We start from the raw sequence: 13,451 nt of genomic DNA, 5'->3' as shown, positions 1-13,451 counted from the left end.
AGGGAGAGCCTAACCATGATCGCTGCGCTCAGAATGACGGTTTCGATCCTCAAGCTGCGGATCGGCTCCTTCGTGGCGCTGGCGGCGCTGGTCGGAATCCTCACCGGAGGCCCGGCGCTGGGGCCGCTTGAAGCCTTGGTCTTTTCCATCGCCGTGCTGGGCGCTTCCGGCGCGGCGGGGGCTTTCAACCAGTACCTCGAGCGCGACGGCGACCGCCTGATGAAGCGTACCCGCAACCGCCCCTTCGCCAAGGGAACGTTGAAGGCGGGCGCGATCTGGCCGATCACCTTCACGGCGCTGCTGGCCGCCTCGCTGCTCATGGCCTACTCGGTGGGCGGCGCCCTGGCCAGCGTGCTGGTGTTCTGCGGCGCCGCGACCTACGGCCTGGTCTACACCGTGTGGCTGAAGAAGCGCACGGTGTGGAACGTGGTGATCGGCGGGGCCGCGGGCAGCTTCGCCGTGCTGGCAGGGGCCGCCGCGGCCGCGGCGCCGACGGAGCCGCTTATCGGGCCCGTGCCGCTGCTGCTGGCGGCGGTGCTGTTTCTCTGGACGCCGCCGCACTTCTGGAGCCTGGCGGCGGCCCGCAGCGAAGACTACCGCGATGCCCAGGTGCCGATGCTGCCGGTCGTGACCGAGCCGTCCTTCTGGGGCCCGACCATTTTCAGTCACGTGGCGGCGCTGGTGGCCCTGTCCTTCATGCCGCTGCTGTTCGGCATGGGGCCGGTCTACGGGCTCTTCGCCGCGGCCGGCGGGCTGCCCTTCCTCCGGGCCAGCTGGCGCCTGATGCGCCGGCCCGACCAGCGTCTGGCGATGGCGACCTTCCGCGCCTCGCTGTTGCAGTTTGCCCTGCTCGCTCTGGGTGTGATCCTGGACGAGGGGGTTCGATGGGCGTTCTGAACCGGGGGCTTCTGCCGGCGGCGCTGGGCGGCGTCCTGCTGCTCGCGGCGGTGCCCTCCGCGCCTGCGGCCGTGCCTCAGCTCGACGCCCGCGTCGCCTACGAGCGCAGTCAGGCCGTGATCGGCGGCAGTGTCGGAGCCCATGTACTGACCGACCGGAACGGCGCGCCCCTGGCCCTGGCCGAGCTGCGCGGCCGTCCCCTGGTCATCTCGCTGGTCTTCACCAGCTGCAGCACGGTCTGCCCGATCACCACGGACCATTTGCGCGACGCCGTTGCGGAGGCGCGCCGTGCCCTCGGGTCACAGAGCTTCGCGGTCCTGACCTTCGGCTTCGACGCCGGGCGGGACCGCCCGGCGCAGCTCAGCGCCTTCGCCGACACCCACCACCTGGACGGCGTCGAGAACTGGTTCCTCGCCAGCGCCGACGCCGACACCACGGAAGCGCTGCTGTCGGACCTGGGCTTCAGCTTGCGCTCGGCGGCCGGCGGCTTCGACCACGTGACCCAGACCACGATCCTGGATGCCGAGGGGCGGGTCTACCGTCAGGTCTACGGCGAGACCTTCCCGCTGCCGGTGCTCATGGAACCGCTGAAGGACCTGGTGCTCGGCAGGGTCACCCGCTCCCTCGCGCCGGCGGATCTCTGGGACCGGGTCTCCTTCCTCTGCACGGTCTACAACCCGCTGACCGGGGCCTACCGCTTCGACTACGGGATCTTCTTCGGCATCTTCTTCGGCGGGCTGTCGCTGCTGATCACCGGCACCGTGATCCTGCGCCTGTGGCTGGGCAACCGGCGCCTTGCGAAGAGCTTGCGCAGCCGCGCGATGCAATGATGGGGCTTCGCAGCGTACTTCGTCGCGGCTTCGACCGGGTCGAACGCGGCCTCGACCGGTTGTTCGGTCCCGACTGGAACCCGCTGGCCAACCTCGGCCCGCTGGGCTGGTTCCTGTTCTGGATCGTCGCGGGAACCGGGATCTACCTCTTCATCTTCTTCGACACCGGCGTTGTGGACGCCTATGCCTCGGTGCAGTGGCTGACCGAGGACCACTGGTTCCACGCCGGGCTCGCCCGCAGCCTGCACCGCTACGCCTCGGACCTCATGGTCCTGGCGATGCTGGTCCACCTGCTGCGTGAGTTGGTTTTCGACCGCTATCGGGGGCGGCGCTGGTTTTCCTGGATCACCGGGGTGCCGGTGCTGTGGTTCGTCTACCTCTCGGGCATTACCGGCTACTGGCTGGTGTGGGACGAACTGGCGCAGTACGTCGCCTTGACCACTACCGAGCTGTTGGACGCTCTGCCGGTCTTCGCCGAACCCATCGCGCGCAACTTCCTGACGCCGGAAAGCCTCTCCAGCCGCTTCTTCACGCTGATGGTGTTCCTGCACATCGCCATTCCGCTGCTGCTGCTGCTCGCCATGTGGATCCACATCCAGCGCATCAGCCAGGCGCGCACCAAGCCGGCGCGCGGCCTTGCCGTGCTGACGCTGGTGGCCCTGGTCGCCGCGTCGCTGCTGATGCCGGCGACCTCCCAGGCGCCCGCGGACCTGGCGACGGTGCCCGCCCGCGTCGGCATCGACTGGTTCCTCCTCAGTCTCTACCCGGTCATCGAGCTGCTGCCCGCAGGCGTCATCTGGACCGGCGTCCTGGTCTTCAGCGTGCTGTTGATCGGCCTGCCGTGGCTTCCCCGCCGCAAAGAGGCGCCGGCGGCGGTGGTGGCGCTTGACCACTGCAACGGCTGCGCGCGCTGCGTCGCCGACTGTCCCTACTCCGCGATCAACCTGGTGCCGCGCAGCGACGGGGCGCCCTTTCCCCACGAGGTCGAGGTCAATGCCGACCGCTGTGTCGCCTGCGGCATCTGCATGGGGGCCTGTCCTTCCTCGACGCCGTTCCGCCGCTCGGGCGATCTGGTCACGGGCATCGATCTGCCGGCCTACTCGCTGGCCGAGCTGCGCACCCAGGTGATCGCCGCCGCGGGCGGACTGTCGGGGCCGGGCCGCGTCCTCACCCTGGCCTGCGGCCATGGCGCCGGCGGCCTGCCGGAAGCGGGCCGCATCGTCCTGCCCTGCGTGGCGATGGCGCCGCCGGCCTTGCTCGATTTCATCATCAGCCGCGGCCTCGCCGACGGCATCTGCATCGCCGGCTGCGCCGAACGCGAATGCTGGAACCGCCTGGGCGGCGAGTGGATGCGTGAGCGCGTGGCGCGCCGGCGCGATCCCTTCCTGCGGGAACGGGTCCCGCGTGAGCGCCTGCTGGTGGTCTGGGCCGGGCCCAGCGAGACCGGCCGGCTGCGGCGGGAAACCGCGGCCTTTGCCGAACAGCTCGCCGCGCAGCCGTCCTACGACAAGGCGCGCCCGCTGAGCCAGGATGAACTGGCAAAGGGCGAGGCGACGGCCGTCCAACGGGAGCTCGCCGAATGAAGGGGCGCCTGCGGCATCTCATCCTGGGCGGCGCGGCCACGCTGGCGCTGTCGCTCGCCGTCGCCTACCTCTCGGCGGCGCCCGGCTGGCAGAGCCTGCCGGCGGACATGGCGCTGCTGCGCGTCAGCTTTACGCACAGCGGCGACCGCAGCGCCTCCTGCCGCGAGCGAACGCCGGAAGAGCTGGCCGAGCTGCCGCCGAACATGCGAATCGCCAAGGTCTGTGACCGCCGCCGGCCGCCGATCTACGTCGAGATCGAGATCGACGGCGCGACGGTGCTGGCCGAGGAGCTGCCGGCGCGCGGCATCGCCGGCAGCGGCCCGTCGCGCATCTACCAGCGCTTTCCTCTGCCGGCGGGCCGCCACGATATCGCCGTGCGCCTGCGCGACCGTCCCGCCACGCAGGGCTTCGACTATGTGGGCGAAACGCAGGTGACCCTCGTCCCGGCGCAGAGCTTCGTCATCGATTTTCGCCCGGAATCGGGCGGCTTTGTATTCAAGTGAGCCGAAGGGAGACCGTCATGGCTCCGATCGAATGGAAGCCCGAGTTCAGCGTCGGCGACCCCGCGGTGGATCATGAGCACCGCCAGCTCATCGATCTGGTGAACCGCACCGCCGGCGCGATCCTGGAGCGGCGCCCGGAGGCCGACGTCGAACGCGGCTTCGGCGATCTTCTGCGCGCCATCTCGGCGCATTTCGCCCTGGAGGAACGGCAGATGCGCGAGGCGCGCTACGACGCGTTGGCCGAGCACAAGGCCGATCATGAGCGCCTCTTGGACGCCCTGCGCGACCTCATGGACGACGCGGCCGGCACGCCGGAAGCCTCGGTCGACCGTCTCGTCGCGACGCTCGAGGCCTGGTTCGCCGATCATTTCCGGGTCCACGACTCGCGGCTTCACCGCCGCCTGGGTCCGCATTCCCATTCCTAGCGTGGGCCCTGCCGCGGCCTAGGATTTTTCATCTGCCAGCGGAAAATTCAGCGATTCCAGGCGGTTCAGCCTGTCACCTTGCCGTGGGCGAGCAGTTGGTGTTGATTCACCTCAATGCCGGAGGTGCGGGGGGAGCGGTATCAATTGCCGCAAGCACAAGGGGATAAGCCATGCGACCGAATGACGATTGGCGCGTCGCCAAGGAGTCCATACTCCTTTCGAGCGTCCCGGACCAGTTGCTTGATACCATCCTTTCCCAGACCGAGATCCGCACCTTCGGGCGCGGCACGACGATTTTTCTGCAGGGTGAGCCCGCGGAGATCGTCTACATCGTGCTGGAAGGTTGGGTGAAGCTGTTCCGCATTTCGCAAAACGGCGCCGAGGCGGTGGTGGGCGTCTTCACCAAGGGGCAGAGCTTCGGAGAGGCCGCGGCCTTCCAGAACGACGTCTATCCGGTGGGCGCCGAGGCCGTCACCGACTGCCGCGTCATGCCGGTGAGCGCCGGCCTGATCCTGGGACTGATGAAACCGCATCCGGAACTCTGCACGGCGATGCTCGCCTCGACCTTCAGGCACCTGCATGCCCTGGTTGCCCAGGTCGAGCAGTTGAAGGCGCATACCGGCGCCCAGCGGGTGGCTGAGTTCCTGCTCGATCTCTGCCCGGTCGACGAGGGCGGCTGTGCCGTCACGCTGCCCTACGACAAGGTGCTGATCGCGGGCCGGCTTGGCATGAAGCCGGAGAGCCTTTCGCGCTCCTTTGCGCGGCTGAAGGAGATCGGGGTCTGCGTCAATCAGAATCACGCGGCCATCTCGGACGTCGCGGCGCTGCGGGCCTACGTGGGCGAGGATCCCGCGATGGCCTGGAGCCGCGTCCATTGAGCGGTCGGCTGGAGGCGGTTCTCGCCGCGATCGACGCCGCCAACGCGCAAGACCCGACCGTGGAGGGCGAGGGGGCGGAGGCAGGCCCCGCCGCCCTGCTCTACGGACGACGCATGTCGGACGAGTTGGCGCGGATCTGCCCGCAGCCGAGCGAGCTGCTGCAGATCGCCGCCCGCGGCCAGCACATCGAGCGCTGGAAGATGCCGCGCAGTTCCTACCCCGAAGGCCGTCCCGGCTATCTCAAATGGCGCAAGGCGCAGGGCGCCTTCCACGCCGAGCGGGTCGCGGGGCTGATGGCGGAGGCCGGCTATCCGGAGGACGACTGCCAGCGGGCCGCCGCCATGCTACGCAAGGAGCGGCTGAAGCACGACGCCGAGGTGCAGATGCTCGAGGACGTCATCTGCCTCGTCTTCCTGCGCTGGTACTTCGCCGACTTCGCCGCGGGGCGCGACGCCGAGCAGATCGCCGGGATCGTCACCAAGACCGCCCGCAAGATGTCCGCCGAGGGCCGCGCCCGGGTCGCCGCCGAGTTCGATCTGCCGGACCACCTGGCCCAGGCGCTGGCTGTGTAGCGCGCTCGCCGCGTTGCCTGTCCCCTATTCGAACTGTTTCAGATAGGCGATCACGTCCGCGCGCTCGCCTTCCTTGCGCAGGCCTGCGAAGGTCATCTTGGTGCCGGGGATCAGGTCCTTGGGCTTGGCCAGGTAGGCATCGAGGTTCTCTTCGGTCCACTCCATGCCCTCGGCGTGCTTTTCCTGGAAGGCGTCGGAGTACTTGAAGTCCTCGACCGAGCCGACGGTGGCGCCGACGATGCCGTTGAGCTGCGGGCCGACCTTGTTCTTGGCGTCCTCGCCGACGGCGTGGCAGGCCTTGCACTTCCGGAAGACCTTCTCGCCATTCTCAGCGTCGCCGTCGGCCAGGGCCGGCGTGGCGAAACAGGCGAGGGCGCCGGCAAGAACGGCAATCTTCAATGTCCGCATGATTTCGTCTCCTTGGGATATGTCTGATTAGAGCAGGGCCTCGAGGGAGGCGTCGGGATGCGCGCCGAGCGCCACGGCGATGGCGTCGCGGGACAGCAGGCAGCAGGCGGTCGAAAGCCCGTCGGCCAGGGCGGCGCGGTCGGCGGCGACGGAAACCAGCTTCCAGCGTCCGCCCGGCTCTCCGCTGCGCGGGTCCAGGATATGGCCGACGCGCCCCGCGGGGTCGAGCAGGGTGCCGAGCGGCGCGGAGGTGGCCAGGCAGCGCTCGCCCAGACGGACCTCGCGGACGATGCGGCCTTCGGGCAGGCTGATGCCGGCGCGCCAGGGCCTGCCGTCCGGCCGCCGCCCGAGGGCGGCGATCTCGCCCATGTCGACAAGGACGTCGCGCAGTCCCATACCGCGCAGCAGTGCCGCGACGCGGTCGGCGATGTAACCCTGGCCGATCCCGTTGAAGGTGAGGGCCATGCCCGGACGGGTGAAGGCCACCTCCCGGGGCGAAATCTCGAGGTGTCGCCAGCCGCAGCTTTCCCGCACTGCGGCGACTTCGCCGGCTGTCGGGCGCCGCCGCTCCGTCGCTGCCGCGGCGTGCAGCAGCCACAGGGGCTGGATCGTCGGATCGAAGGCGCCGCAGGTCGTCCGCTGCAGCCGGTCCGACAACTCAAGCAGGTCCAGAAACTCGCCGGGCGGTGCCGTCAGCCGGCCCTCCGCGTTCAGGCGGGCCAGCAGCGAGCCGCGGCGGTAGAGGCTGAAAAGCCCTTCCAGCCGGTCTATCTCCTCCTCGACCGCGGCGAAGACGTCCGTCGCCTCGGCCTCATGCACGCCCACGAGTGTCATCGATGCCTGGGCGCCGAGGGCGGCGCCGCGCCAACGCGTGACCGGCCGGGCGGCGCGCGCGGCGGCCGGCAGCGCCGCGGTGGCCGCCGAAATGGCCAGGAAGCGGCGTCGGCTCAGACTTGGTTTCGAGACAGGTCGCACGGCGGTAGTCTATCCTTTCCAGCCTGCAAACTCTGGCGGTTTCGGGGATGATCCACCTTGACCATAGTCAAGACGGCCTTGGTTCGGATGGGGGCTCGCCCGGGTTCATGCGCGCCTGGCGGCGCTTCAGGATCGTGCAGCTGTTCGCGTCGTGATAGATCATCTGACAGCGCAGGCAGAGGACGCATTCGTTGGGGTTGATGCGGCCGATTGGGTCGATGGCGCCCACCGTGCAGAGCTTCTCGCAGAGCCGGCATTCGCGGCCGCACTGCGGGCGCCGGCTCAGCCAGTCGAAGAGCTTCAGCTTGGCGGGAATGGCCAGGGCCGCGCCCAGCGGGCAGAGATAGCGGCAGTAGAAGCGCTCGATGAACAAGCCGGCCACGAGAATCACCGCGACGAAGAGCACGAAGGGCCAGGCGCGGATGAAGAGCATCGACATCGCCGTCTTGAAGGGCTCGACCTCGGCCAGCACCAGGGCCTGCTCCATCGAATAGAAGGACAGGCCCAGGATCGCCACGAAGAGCGTGTACTTGATGACCCAGAGGCGCTCCTGCACCACCTGAGGAACCTGGACCTGGGGCACCGAGAGGCGTTGGGCGATCTCGTTGGTCAATTCCTGCAACGCGCCGAAGGGACAGAGCCAGCCGCAGAAGACGCCGCGGCCCCAGAACAGCAGACCCAGGGCGACGAAGCTCCAGAGCATGAAGACGACCGGTTCGATCAGGAAGGTCTCCCAGCGGAAGCCGGTCAGGAGGGACTGCACGAAGGCGATGATGTGGACCACCGAGAGCTGGCCGCCGGCGATCCAGCCCAGCCAGACCAGCGTCACGCTGAGAAAGCCGATGCGGCCCCAGCGCCATAGCCTGGGCCGGCGCACGAAGGATTGCTGCAGAAACAGGATCAGCGCCAGCACCGTCAGCATCAGGCCGACGCCGATGACCTCGAAGCGCTTGCGCTGCCAGGCGCCGATCCAGAGAGGCTCGACCTCCGCCAGCGCGGCGGCCGCCTGCACGAAGACGCCGGGTAGCGCATAGTCCAGCGGGATCCGCATGGCCACCTCGCCCCTTTCCGTCTCGCGGGTCGCGGTCACCTCGATGGTGAAGGGCCGGGTCGGGTCGAAGCTCGTGGTCGGCAGCCGGAACAGGCTCAGTTCCTTGAAGTCCGGGGCGCCTTCGGCCGCCAGGCGATCGAGGCGTAGGTAGTTCTCGGCGCGGACCTCAAAGGTCGCGCCGTCCTGGACCACGCGCAGACGTTCGAAGACGCCGCTGCGCCGCCAGGCCGTGCCGCGGTGCGAGTGCAGGCCGGCGGAAGCGACGAAGAGCGCCACCTCCTCCGCGCCGAGGGTCGCCACCGCGCGGGAGTAGGCTTGCTGACCCAGCAGGTTGCGACCGATCGTCGGCGGGTCGAGCAGCGCAGCCCAGAGGTCGATAAAGGGCGCCTTGCCGGAGGGGATCGGGACCTTGGCGCCGCCGAGGGCGGCCCGCGCCTGGTCGAGGGTGACGGTGGCATGGGCCAGCGCGCCCAGCGCCTGCAATTCCGCCCAGGTCTTTGCCGCAAAGCGCAGGCGGTCGATCCTGGCGCCGCCGGCTGCGCTGCGCGCCAGGGCGACGGTACGCGCCGTGCGCAGTATGGAATCCCGGATGACGCCGCTGGACACGGTGGCGCGGGCGATCACGTCGGGCGCCGCCACGCCGCCGGTCCCGGCTTCGGCGGGGGGGCGGGTCAGGTCGATGCCGGCGAAGCTGTCGATATAGCGCGCGATATCGGCCGTGGAGATGCCCAGCGTCAGGATCGGCTCGTTGTGGCGCACGAGCTGCGCCCCCGCGATCCGACCTGCCTCCGTGACGGCGACCAGGATGTCGATGGGGCGCCCGGAATAACCGACCGAGTGGGAAATTTCCCAGGTCGAGGCGATGTAGCCGAGCGGCCCGTCGGGCGAACTGACGGACCAGCCGGGCACGCCGCCCTCCTCCCGCACCACGCGCAGGGTCTCGTCGCTGCCGAAGAGGCGCGCGGCGAGAGCCGGATCCGGCTCCGCCTGTGTCGGGGCGTCCGCCCGAAGCAGATCACCGGCGGCCGGCGCCGCACCAATCATGGCGGGGGCGGCAAGAGCTACGCATGCCACCAGGAAGGCCCGGAACAGCCGCATCGGTTACTCCAATCTGTTTTGCAAACTTGCGGGGAGCCGCCGCGCACCGCCTTAACGAAAGTCAAGGCAGCCGCGCAGGGCCCCTGCCTATTCTCGCAATAGCCTCACCGGTCCTATGGAGATGGGCATGCATACCCCTCGCGAAACACGGAAAATTGCGCTTCTTGCCGGCGTCCTCTTGCCGCTGGCACTCTTTGCCTCCGGCGCCACGGCGCAGGACAAGCCGAAGGAACACGGCGACTCGCCGGCCTCGTCCTATGAACCCAGCATGACGACGCTGGGGCAGATCAACGTCGAGATTCCGGGCCGCAAGCCCGGTGATCCGGTGATCACGCCCTCGGAGTTCCAGACGGCCTCCACGATCTATTTCGAGCGCTGTGCCGGCTGCCACGGCGTGCTGCGCAAGGGGGCAACCGGCAAGCCCTTGACCACCGAAGTTACGCGCGAGCTGGGCTACCAGCACCTCAGCGACTTCATTAACTACGGCTCGCCCGCCGGTATGCCGAACTGGGGCACCTCCGGCGAGTTGACCGAGGATCAGGTCGATATCATGGCGCGCTACCTGCTGATCGAGCCGCCGGCGCCGCCGGAGTTCGGCATGCCGGAGATGCGCGCGACCTGGAAGGTCCTGGTGGCGCCCGACAAGCGCCCGACCAAGAAGATGAACGACATCGACATCGACAACCTCTTCTCGGTCACTCTGCGCGATGCCGGTCAGATCGCCCTGATCGACGGCAAGACCTATGAGATCCACACCGTCATCGACACGGGCTATGCGGTCCATATCTCGCGCATTTCGGCCTCGGGCCGCTACCTCTACGTCATCGGCCGCGACGCGCTGGTCAACATGATCGACCTCTGGATGGAAACCCCGGCCACGGTCGCGCAGATCAAGATCGGCGCCGAGGCGCGCTCGGTCGAGACCTCCAAGATGAAGGGCTGGGAGGACAAGTACGCCATCGCCGGCAGCTACTGGCCGCCGCAGTACGTCATCATGGACGGCGATACGCTGGAGCCGAAAAAGATCGTCTCGACCCGCGGCATGATCTTCGACACCCAGGAGTTCCATCCGGAACCGCGCGTCGCCGCAATCGTGTCGTCGCACTACCGGCCGGAGTTCATTGTGAACGTGAAGGAGACCGGCAAGATCCTGCTGGTCGACTACTCGGATATCAAGAACCTGAAGGTCACCGAGATCGAGGCCGAGCGCTTCCTGCATGACGGCGGTTTCGACTCGACCAAGCGCTACTTCCTGACGGCGGCCAACGCGCGCGGCAAGATCGCTGTCATCGACACCAAGGAAGGCTCGCTCACCGCCCTGCTGGAAAGCGGCGGCACCACGCCGCACCCCGGCCGCGGCGCCAACCTGATGCATCCGACCTATGGCCCGGTCTGGGCGACCTCCCATCTGGGCGACGAAACGGTCGCGCTGATCGGCACCGACCCGGAAGGACATCCCGACCAGGCCTGGAAGGTGGTGCAGCAGCTCTATGCCCTGGGCGGCGGTTCGCTCTTCGTGAAGTCGCACCCCAGCTCGAGCCACCTCTACGTGGACGCGCCGCTTAACCCGGAAGCGGAGGTTTCCGGCTCGATCGCGGTCTTCAACGTCGGCGACCTGACCCAGGAGGAACCGGAGTACACGGTTCTGCCGATCGTGGAGTGGGCCGGCATCGCCGAGGGCCAGCCTCGCGTGGTGCAGGGTGAGTTCAACAAGGAAGGTGACGAGATCTGGTTCTCGGTGTGGAACGGCCGCGACTTGGAATCGGCGATCGTCATCGTCGACGACAAGACGCTTGAGCTGAAGCACGTAATCAAGGACCCGCGGCTGATCACGCCGACCGGCAAGTTCAACGTCTTCAACACCCGTCAGGACGTTTACTGACGGGACCTCCCCTGGGGGGCGGCCATCGAGGTGAGGCCGCCCCCTTTCAGGCGGCGGGGCAAGGTAGGGAGAAGGCGATGAGGAAGCCGGGTCAGGTTTTTCTCGTGGGCGCCGGGCCGGGGGACCCGGAGCTTCTAACTCTGAAAGCCGCGCGTATCCTCGGTGAGGCGCAGGCCGTGGTCTACGACCGTCTGGTGTCGGAAGAGGTGCTGGCGCTGACGCCGCCGCTGGCGCGCCTCATACCGGTGGGCAAGGCGCCGAAGTCCCACCCCGTCCCGCAGGAGCGGATCAACGAAATCCTGGTCGAGCTGGCCTTGGACGGCCTGACGGTCGTGCGCCTGAAGGGCGGCGACCCGATGATCTTCGGCCGCGGCTCCGAAGAGGCGGCGGCCTTGAGCGCCGCCGGCGTTCCCTTCGAGATCGTGCCCGGCATTACCGCGGCGCAGGGCGCGGCGGCGGCGACCGGCGTGCCGCTGACCCATCGCGGCCTGGCAAGCGGTATCCGTTATATCACCGGCCACTGCCGCGAGGACCGCCCGCTCGATCTCGATTGGGCGGGTCTGGCCGACCCTCAGACGACGCTGGTCGTCTACATGGGCGCCGGCGCCATCGCGGAGATCGCCGCGCGGCTGCTGGGCGAGGGCCTGCCCGCGTCGCACCCGGTCATGGCGGTGGCCAGCGCGACGACACCGCAAGAGCTCCGCCTGGTTTCCAGTCTCGGCAGGATTGCCGAAGACGCGGCGGCGGCGTCTCTGCGCGGACCGGTGCTCTTCGTGATCGGCGAGGTCGTCTCCCTCTACCGCAGTTGCCCGGACACCGTCCTGGCGCTGCTCGCCACCAGCCCATCCAGGGACGCCGTCTATGCATGAGGCCTTTCCGATCCTGCTGCTCTGCGGCCTGGCCGCGGGGCCGGCCGCAGCGGCGGAATTGCCGCCGGGCCGGGCGGCGGAACTGGAGCGGCTGGTGCTGCAGGACTGCGGCTCCTGCCATGGCCTGACGCTGAAAGGCGGGCTCGGGTCCGACCTGCGGCCGGAAAACCTGGCGGGCAAGCCGCTCGACGTCCTGACCGAGATCGTCCTGGACGGCGTGCCGGGCACGCCGATGCCGCCCTGGCGCCCGCTCCTCAGCGAGGCCGAGGCGCGCTGGATCGCCAACTACCTGCTGAACGGAGGCGCTCAGTGACCCGCTTCATGGCTCTTCTCTGCCTTGTCCTGGCGGCCCTGCCGTGGCGCGCGCAGGCCGATTCCCTTCGCGCCACCGGCGACCTGGGGGTGGTGGTGGAGCGGGCGAGCGGGGCGCTGCTCATCATCGACCAGTCGGATCATGCGGCAATCGGCCGGGTCGAGGGGCTGGGCGACCTGTCCCATGCTTCGGTCGTCTTCTCGCCGGACGAGCGCTTCGCCTACGTCTTCGGCCGCGACGGCGGGCTCAGCAAGGTCGATCTGCTGACCCAGAGCGTTGCCGGGCGTGTGCTGCAGTCGGGCAACGCCATCGGCGGGGCGATCTCCGACGACGGCCGCCTGGTCGCGGTGTCGAACTACGAGCCGGGCGGCGTGCGCGTCTTCGATGCCGGGACCCTGAAGATGGTGGCGGACATCCCGACCGGGTCGAAGACCATCGGGCTGGTGGATGCGCCGGGGCGGCGCTTCGTCTTTACCCTCTGGGACGCGGGCGAGACCTGGATCGCCGACTTCTCGAAGGGCGAAGCGGCGGTCACTCCTCCCAAAATTACCCGGGTCCAGGGCATCGGCCGCAATCCCTACGACGCGCTGATCACCGCCGACGGGCGGCGCTACATCGCCGGCCTGTTCGGCGAGGACGGCCTGACCGCCCTCGATCTCTGGCAGCAGCCCCCGATCCCGCGGCGCATCCTGGCCGGCTACGGACGCGGCGAGGAACCTCTGCCGGTCTACAAGATGCCGCACCTGGAAGGCTGGGCCCTGGCGGGCGAGCGCTTCGTGCTGCCCGCCGTCGGCCGCCACGAGGTGTTGTGGATCGATTCGCGCAGCCTGGAGGAGGTCGGCCGCACCAGGACACACGGCCAGCCGGTCTTCGCCGTCGCGCGGCCGGACGGCCAGCAGGTCTGGGTGAACTTCGCCCACCCCCTGAACGACACCGTGGAGGTGATCGACACGCCTTCCGGCGAGGTCATTCACCGGCTGACGCCGGGCCCGGCGGTGCTGCACATGGAGTTCACCCCGCGTGGGCACGAAGTCTGGGTCTCGGTGCGCGACGCCGGACGGATCGACATCTACGACACCCACAGCTTCGAGAAGCTGGGCGAGGTCGCGGCGCAGAACCCCTCGGGCATCTTCTTCACCGCGCGCGCCCATCGGACAGGGCTCTAGG

General features: G+C 68.8%; 14 protein-coding genes. 11 read left to right on the top strand and 3 right to left on the bottom strand.

What is annotated here, in order from left to right:
* The first annotated feature begins 15 nt into the window (after window positions 1-15).
* The 7 genes from cyoE (at window position 16) to H7X47_RS11495 (ending at window position 5,688) form a co-directional block, all read left to right on the top strand.
* The gene (gene cyoE, locus H7X47_RS11525; RefSeq protein ID WP_193368813.1) at window positions 16-897 is read left to right on the top strand and encodes a heme o synthase; all 882 of its coding nucleotides are present in this window, start codon (window positions 16-18) and stop codon (window positions 895-897) included.
* Window positions 885-1,727, top strand: coding sequence for an SCO family protein (locus H7X47_RS11520; protein WP_193368812.1), 843 nt, complete (start codon window positions 885-887; stop codon window positions 1,725-1,727). Before cyoE ends, H7X47_RS11520 begins: the two co-directional genes overlap by 13 nt.
* On the top strand, window positions 1,724-3,310 hold the full coding sequence (locus tag H7X47_RS11515; protein ID WP_193368811.1) for a cytochrome b N-terminal domain-containing protein: 1,587 nt from the start codon (window positions 1,724-1,726) through the stop codon (window positions 3,308-3,310). Before H7X47_RS11520 ends, H7X47_RS11515 begins: the two co-directional genes overlap by 4 nt.
* Complete coding sequence (locus tag H7X47_RS11510; protein WP_193368810.1) at window positions 3,307-3,813, top strand: hypothetical protein; 507 nt, start codon at window positions 3,307-3,309, stop codon at window positions 3,811-3,813. Before H7X47_RS11515 ends, H7X47_RS11510 begins: the two co-directional genes overlap by 4 nt.
* 17 nt (window positions 3,814-3,830) lie before the next feature.
* Entirely contained in the window at window positions 3,831-4,238 is a 408-nt protein-coding gene (locus H7X47_RS11505; RefSeq protein WP_193368809.1) for a bacteriohemerythrin, read from the top strand.
* Window positions 4,239-4,408: 170 nt separating this feature from the next.
* Window positions 4,409-5,116: a Crp/Fnr family transcriptional regulator gene (locus H7X47_RS11500; RefSeq protein ID WP_193368808.1), complete on the top strand. Its 708-nt coding sequence runs from the start codon at window positions 4,409-4,411 to the stop codon at window positions 5,114-5,116.
* Window positions 5,113-5,688: a DUF4202 domain-containing protein gene (locus tag H7X47_RS11495; protein WP_193368807.1), complete on the top strand. Its 576-nt coding sequence runs from the start codon at window positions 5,113-5,115 to the stop codon at window positions 5,686-5,688. Before H7X47_RS11500 ends, H7X47_RS11495 begins: the two co-directional genes overlap by 4 nt.
* 24 nt (window positions 5,689-5,712) lie before the next feature.
* Here H7X47_RS11495 and H7X47_RS11490 read toward each other — a convergent pair whose 3' ends face one another.
* The 3 genes from H7X47_RS11490 to H7X47_RS11480 form a co-directional block, all read right to left on the bottom strand.
* A complete protein-coding gene (locus H7X47_RS11490; protein WP_193368806.1) occupies window positions 5,713-6,096 on the bottom strand; it encodes a c-type cytochrome in 384 nt (127 codons plus the stop codon).
* A 27-nt stretch (window positions 6,097-6,123) separates the two neighbouring features.
* Entirely contained in the window at window positions 6,124-7,071 is a 948-nt protein-coding gene (locus H7X47_RS11485; protein ID WP_319633585.1) for an FAD:protein FMN transferase, read from the bottom strand.
* Window positions 7,072-7,138: 67 nt separating this feature from the next.
* Window positions 7,139-9,220: a NosR/NirI family protein gene (locus tag H7X47_RS11480; protein ID WP_227010381.1), complete on the bottom strand. Its 2,082-nt coding sequence runs from the start codon at window positions 9,218-9,220 to the stop codon at window positions 7,139-7,141.
* A gap of 127 nt (window positions 9,221-9,347) precedes the next feature.
* On the opposite strand from H7X47_RS11480, the gene H7X47_RS11475 reads away from it, so the two are divergent.
* The 4 genes from H7X47_RS11475 to H7X47_RS11460 all read left to right on the top strand — a co-directional run bounded on the left by H7X47_RS11475 (window position 9,348) and on the right by H7X47_RS11460 (window position 13,450).
* Window positions 9,348-11,102 carry a nitrite reductase gene (locus tag H7X47_RS11475; protein WP_193368805.1) on the top strand — a complete coding sequence of 585 codons (1,755 nt, stop codon included), beginning with the start codon at window positions 9,348-9,350 and terminating at the stop codon, window positions 11,100-11,102.
* A gap of 77 nt (window positions 11,103-11,179) precedes the next feature.
* Complete coding sequence (gene cobA, locus H7X47_RS11470; RefSeq protein WP_193368804.1) at window positions 11,180-11,971, top strand: uroporphyrinogen-III C-methyltransferase; 792 nt, start codon at window positions 11,180-11,182, stop codon at window positions 11,969-11,971.
* Complete coding sequence (locus H7X47_RS11465) at window positions 11,964-12,284, top strand: c-type cytochrome (protein WP_193368803.1); 321 nt, start codon at window positions 11,964-11,966, stop codon at window positions 12,282-12,284. Before cobA ends, H7X47_RS11465 begins: the two co-directional genes overlap by 8 nt.
* Entirely contained in the window at window positions 12,281-13,450 is a 1,170-nt protein-coding gene (locus H7X47_RS11460) for a cytochrome D1 domain-containing protein (RefSeq protein WP_319633584.1), read from the top strand. Before H7X47_RS11465 ends, H7X47_RS11460 begins: the two co-directional genes overlap by 4 nt.
* The last annotated feature ends 1 nt before the right edge of the window (window position 13,451 follow it).

Origin of the sequence: Pelagibius marinus, from assembly GCF_014925385.1 — a bacterium.
In the GTDB taxonomy this organism is placed as follows: Bacteria; Pseudomonadota; Alphaproteobacteria; order Kiloniellales; family Kiloniellaceae; genus Pelagibius; species Pelagibius marinus.
This window is presented reverse-complemented; position numbering and strand designations above follow the sequence as displayed.